Consider the following 6,205-nt stretch of genomic DNA (forward strand, 5'->3'; position numbering starts at 1 on the left):
AAATATGGTCAGTACAGAGAGTACGACTTTTAACTTAGTTGCAGATTCTGTCGCTATTTTTTTGATATTATCTATAAATTCTTTTTCTATCCCAATTTACATTATTCTTTATTTGCTTTGCGGGTATACCTCCAATCAGCAAATTACTTCCTTCAAAAGATTTGGTTACGACAGATCTAGTTGCAACTATTGAGTTGTCAGGAATAATGACTCCTTTGAGAATGGAGACATGAGAAGCAATCCAAACATGATTTCCAATGAATATATTTTGTGCATAATTGATTCTATCGTTAGTTGAAGAATCAATGATAGAATGGGAATCACCTGTTCTTAAATCTATATCATAGGCAAACATACAATCGTCACCAATGTGAATTTTTGAATTTGGTTCTGTTACAGCAATATGAGCATCTTGAAATGTTGAATTTTCACCAATTATTGCTTCACAACAAAAATCCTCTATCCAAATTGTACAGCTTCTGTCAAAGCTAACTTTTTTGCCAATTTTTATTTTATTATTATTACCCCTAATAAAAAAAGTTACATTATTCAGCAAAGATAATTCTCCAATCTCAATTTCGTTGTTTCTTCCAATAATATCGAAGGTGCAATTACTTAATTTGGCCGACTCAGCTATATTAAATATATTTTTATATCTCCTTAGAAGCGTTTTGTGTAATATATATTGAATTTTATATCCGCTAATAATAGCTTTAGTGTATCGCTCTAAAACAGGATTTCCTTTAAGAATACCTTTAATCTTTTTTTCAAAACCTATTCCTATTTGCCACATGAGGTATTATCTTAATTGTACATTTTTTTAATCAACGGAGGAGATCTATTGCAGTGCTAATCTTATGATTGACTCACTCGTATCATCCATGACATTGCTTATATTATTAACTTAGCGACAAATAACACTGCTTGTTTGAAGATCAGCACACACTAAAAATCAGTACACAGGAGTAACTATGCCCATCCAAAAGCCTGGTCGATGTTCCGAGTGTCAACACCCAAAATCTGCGAAAGCTACTACAGCAGCAAGTCACCAACCAGTAAGACCGCACTCCTAGCCAGGTCAGCATTACCCAGCTGCTTAAAGCGACTCAAAAATAACGGGCAGGACCTAATGTCCCTACCTTTGCCCGATTATTACCCCCGTACATGTACCAACTGATACAGAATTTAAAGTCCGGTGAGACAGTGCTGGAGGAGGTGCCGGCGCCGCAGGTGCGGGCCGGGCAGGTGCTCATTCGTACGCGGCGCACGCTGGTGTCGCTGGGGACCGAGCGGATGCTGGTGGAGTTTGGGAAGGCTAACCTGCTCAGCAAAGCCCGCCAACAGCCCGATAAGGTCAAGCAGGTGTTTGAGAAAATTCAGTCAGATGGGCTTATACCTACGCTGGGGGCCGTTTTTCGGAAACTCGACCAACCGCTGCCACTGGGCTACTGCCACGTGGGCGAGGTGGTGGCCGTGGGCGCGGGCATCACCGACCTGGCCATTGGCGACCGCGTAGCCTCCAACGGACATCATGCCGAACTGGTCTGCGTGCCCCGTAACCTGGTCGCCAGCATACCCGACGGGGTGAGCGACGATGAGGCCGCCTTTACCGTAATTGGAGCCATTGGCTTGCAGGGTCTCCGGCTGCTGAATCCTACCCTCGGCGAAACCGTAGTGGTGGTTGGATTGGGGCTGATCGGGCTGCTTACGGCGCAACTCCTGCGCCTGAATGGCTGCCGCGTTATTGGCCTTGACCTTGAGCCTGCCAAGCTGGCACTGGCGCAAACCTTTGGCATTGAAACCCTTAACCCCGCCAGCACTGATGTAATCCAGGCTGTTACTGAACTGACGGGCGGCGTGGGTGCCGACGGCGTGGTGATTACGGCCTCGACAAAAAGCGACGAGGTGATAACGCAGGCTGCCCGGATGAGTCGCAAACGTGGGCGCATCGTGCTGGTGGGTGTGGTGGGTCTGAATCTGAGCCGCGCTGATTTCTACGAGAAAGAATTGACTTTCCAGGTGTCGTGCTCCTACGGTCCCGGTCGCTACGATGCCGACTACGAACAGGCTGGCCACGACTACCCGCTCCCCTTTGTGCGCTGGACCGAAAACCGGAATTTCCAGACCATTCTGCAACTCCTTAGCAGCGGTCAGTTGCAGGTAAAACCGCTCATTACGGAGGTAGTGCCCCTGACCGATTACCAGCAGATTTATGGTAAGATGGGCGGTAAAAGTTCAGGCGCTGGGTCGGGTGGCATTGCCTCACTGCTAAGCTATTCGGAAACGCCGCTGGTCATGTCGGCTTCGGCTACGGTACAGTTGCGCGAGGTGGTGGCCGGACCATCGGCCGGGGTGGTGGGCATTATCGGGGCGGGCAACTTTGCGGGGTCTACGCTGGTGCCTGCCTTGCAAAGAGCAGGTGCCACGCTCCAAACCATTGCCAGCGCCAACGGCCTCAGCGGCACCCTGCTGGCCAAAAAATACGGCATCGCCAGCAGCACCACCGACTACCAGACCATCCTGAACGACCCCACCGTTGACCTCTGCGTGATCACCACCCGCCACAACAGCCATGCCCGGCTGACCATAGAGGCCCTGCAAGCGGGTAAGCACGTGTTTGTGGAAAAGCCGCTGGTGATCTACGACGACGAACTGTCCGGGGTAATCGCGGCCCAACAGGCAGCCGACAAAACCGTCACGGTAGGCTTCAATCGGCGTTTTTCGCCGACGGCACAACGCGCTAAGGCCTTGCTGGGGGGCGATGCCTCCGGGGCGGTGCCGATGAACGTAGTTGCCACGATGAACGCCGGAGCCATTCCGGCCAATTCGTGGGTACATGATCGGGCGGTGGGTGGTGGGCGTATCCTAGGTGAAGCCTGCCACTACGTCGACCTCATCACGTTTCTGACGGGCAGCCGCGTGATAAGCGTGTGCCTAAACGCCATGGGCCAACACCCGGCAGAGACCACCGACTCGGCATCTATCCTGCTGCGCTACGAAAACGGGGCTACGGGCGTAATCAACTACTTCGCCAACGGCAGCAAAGCCTACGCCAAAGAGCGCATCGAGGTCTATTCGCAGGAACGGACGCTCATTCTCGACAATTTCAAGTCGTTGAACGGCTACGGGTTTCGGGGGTTTTCGAGTATATCGGGGCGGCAGGACAAAGGCCATACCGAGCAGTTCCGGCGACTGGTCACTACCCTCCGCGCTGGTGGCCCACCCCTGATCCCCTTCGCCGACATCATCAACACCACCGCCACCACTCTGGCCGCCCTGCGCAGCTTGCAGGAAGGAAGGTGGGTAACATTAAGTGGTGAGTGCTAAGTGGTAAGTGGTGAGTTTGCTGCCGCAGGCGTAGTACACCTGCGGCAGCAAACTCACCACTTACCACTTAGCACTCACCACTCTCTCCCTATATGCTCCCACCCCTTCTCCTCTACTGGCGCACTGTTCGGCACCTGACGCTTCGGCAGGTGGTGTATCAGGTATGGAACCGGCTGCGGGGTCGGCCACGGCTGCGGTGGGCTGAGGCCGTGCCCGATACCGTGCCGCAGGTCCAGTTTCCGGTCACGTTTACCCTGTTGAATCAGCCCGTTACGTTCGCAGATACTATCGACTGGAACTACGCCGACAATGGTAAGCTGTGGACGTATTGCCTGAACTATTTCGAGGACCTTACCCCGCCTCAGAGCCTGGCGCTTATCTACGATTTCATCCGGCAAACCCCTACCCTACGCGACGGCCTGGAACCCTACCCGATTTCGCTACGGGTATTGAACTGGCGGGCGTTTATGCTCGACAACGACATCCACGATCCGCTGATCGAGCGGCATCTATATGCCCAAACAGCTCTGCTGCGGTCGCGGCTGGAGTACCACCTGGGGGGGAATCATCTGCTCGAAAATGCGTGCGCACTCACCGTAATGGCGGTGCATTTTGCCGAACGCAGTTGGTTCATAAAAGGCTCACAACTGCTTGAAGAACAACTTATTGAGCAAATTTTAACGGACGGTGGTCACTACGAACGCAGCCCCGTTTACCATCAACTTCTTACCGACCGCCTGCTGGATGTCTACGCCGTACTCCACGCCGACACCTGGGCCGACCACCTGACGCTGACCGACCTGCTGCGCTATAAACTGGGCCTGATGCTGGGCTGGCTCCGGGCTGTTACCTTCCGCAATGGCGAGGTACCCATGGTGAACGATTCGGCTTATGGCGTGGCGCCAAACACCGCGACCCTTTTGCAAAAAGCACAGGCAATGGGGCTTGTGCCTACACCTGTGGCACTGGGTGAAAGCGGCTACCGGATGCTGACCACGCCCCGCCTCGAATGCTTGGTGGATGTAGGGCCGGTGGGTCCCGATCATCAGCCCGGCCACGCCCACGCCGATACGTTCTCGTTTATACTGCATGTCGATAGCCAGCCTGTGATAGTTGATCCAGGCACGTCGACGTATCAGATTGGCGAGCGACGGGCGTGGGAACGGAGCACCGCCGCCCACAACACAGTGACTATTGGCGGGCAAAACTCGTCGGACGTGTGGAGTGGCTTTCGAGTGGGCAGTCGGGCCAAGGTTACGTTGTTGGCCGATGAAAAAATCCGCCTGAATGCCAGCCACGATGGGTACAACTACCTAAACGAGCAACATACAAGATCAATAGAGATAGTGAATGATAACACAATCAAGATTAAAGATGATTTTTTAAACAAATCCTTAATAAAGACATGCCACTTTCATCTAAATCCTTCTTTACATTTGGTAGAAGAAGGGCTGGTTGTGCAGGCGGGTAAGGTATTAATCCGTTGCCAGAGCGACGACGAAAGCAGGCTGACAGTTACCCCGTACACGTTTTCGGCAGGTTTTAATCAATTGGCCCCTGCTCAACAATTGACCTTCGATAGTGCCAGTACCACTGTAACGACTTATCTAACCGCCACCTGATGAAATTACTTTTCCTAACCTATTATTTCGAACCAGACCTGAGTGCCGGTTCTTTCCGCAACACGCCATTAGCCTACGAGCTGGCCCGGCAGCTTGGCGACTCCGGAACGGTGCACGTTATAACTACTCAACCTAACCGCTACGCGTCATTTCGAGCCGAGGCAATGCCCAGCGAACAGCACGGCAACCTTCACATAGACCGGGTGTCGGTACCGGACCATACCAGTGGCTTTGCCGATCAAATAAAATCGTACGTACAGTTTTACCGGCAGGCGCTGGCCCTCACCCGCCACGAAACCTACGACGTGGTGGTGGCTTCATCGTCGCGGTTATTTTCGGCCTTTCTGGGTGCTTATCTGGCTCGGAAACGGCAGGTTCCGCTGATTCTGGACATTCGGGATCTTTTCCGCGAAAATATCCTGGAGCTGCTCAAAAACCCGGTAGCCTGGTTGGGGCTGGCTCCTACGCTAAAGGCCGTAGAGAAATACACCTTCAGCTATGCCAGCCACATCAATCTGGTATCGGAAGGGTTCGGCGACTATTTCAGCGACTATCCACAAGCTACTTATAGCTATTTTACCAACGGCATTGATGACCCGTTTTTGCACATAAACTCGCCTGTTGGCCCTGCCAAAGGCAACGTGCGCACCATCCTCTATGCGGGCAACATCGGCGAAGGGCAGGGCCTGGAGAAGATCATTCCAGATGCTGCCAGGCAGTTGGGTACCGGGTTCCGGTTTGTGGTCATTGGCGACGGCGGCACCAAGCACAAGCTCGAAAAGGCTGTTGACGACGCCTACTTGACCAATGTCGACATTCGCCCACCGGTGAACCGCGCTACCCTCCTGGCCGAATATGAGCAGGCCGACTACCTGTTTCTGCACCTCAATAACCTGCGGGCGTTTGAGCGGTGCCTTCCCTCGAAACTGTTTGAATACGCCGCCACCGACAAGCCCGTCCTGGCCGGGGTAGCTGGCTACGCTGCTCAGTTTGTGCGGCAACACGTGCCCAACAGCTTTGTATTCGAGCCTGGCAATGCCCCTCAGTTGGTGCATTACCTGCACACAACGCCCTACCACACAGAAACCCGCACGGCATTCATCGAGCAGTTCGGACGGCAATCCATCATTCACTCCCTCGCCAACCAGATCCTGAAAACCGCAGGCGTGAGGCGGGAAGAAGGTTTAATGTACAATGTATAGTGAACAGTAATTGGATTGCGACTAAAGAAGCGTTTTTGTAGGTTCACCTCCCCA

At 52.8% G+C, this 6,205-nt stretch carries 4 protein-coding genes; 3 read left to right on the plus strand and 1 reads right to left on the minus strand.

Going from position 1 to position 6,205, the window contains the following annotated elements; all coding sequences use genetic code 11:
• Positions 1–67: 67 nt before the first annotated feature.
• Positions 68–793 (minus strand): acyltransferase, encoded by a 726-nt coding sequence (locus tag J2I48_RS21340; RefSeq protein WP_207337533.1) that lies wholly within the window; start codon positions 791–793, stop codon positions 68–70.
• Between the two features lie 371 nt (positions 794–1,164).
• Between J2I48_RS21340 and J2I48_RS21345 the strand changes: the two genes are divergently transcribed.
• The 3 genes from J2I48_RS21345 (at position 1,165) to J2I48_RS21355 (ending at position 6,151) form a co-directional block, all read left to right on the plus strand.
• Positions 1,165–3,327 carry a bi-domain-containing oxidoreductase gene (locus J2I48_RS21345; protein ID WP_207337534.1) on the plus strand — a complete coding sequence of 721 codons (2,163 nt, stop codon included), beginning with the start codon at positions 1,165–1,167 and terminating at the stop codon, positions 3,325–3,327.
• A gap of 92 nt (positions 3,328–3,419) precedes the next feature.
• Positions 3,420–4,949 (plus strand): alginate lyase family protein, encoded by a 1,530-nt coding sequence (locus tag J2I48_RS21350; protein ID WP_207337535.1) that lies wholly within the window; start codon positions 3,420–3,422, stop codon positions 4,947–4,949.
• Entirely contained in the window at positions 4,949–6,151 is a 1,203-nt protein-coding gene (locus J2I48_RS21355) for a glycosyltransferase family 4 protein (protein WP_207337536.1), read from the plus strand. Before J2I48_RS21350 ends, J2I48_RS21355 begins: the two co-directional genes overlap by 1 nt.
• Positions 6,152–6,205: the final 54 nt, after the last annotated feature.

Origin of the sequence: Fibrella aquatilis (assembly GCF_017353255.1) — a bacterium.
GTDB lineage: Bacteria > Bacteroidota > Bacteroidia > Cytophagales > Spirosomataceae > Fibrella > Fibrella aquatilis.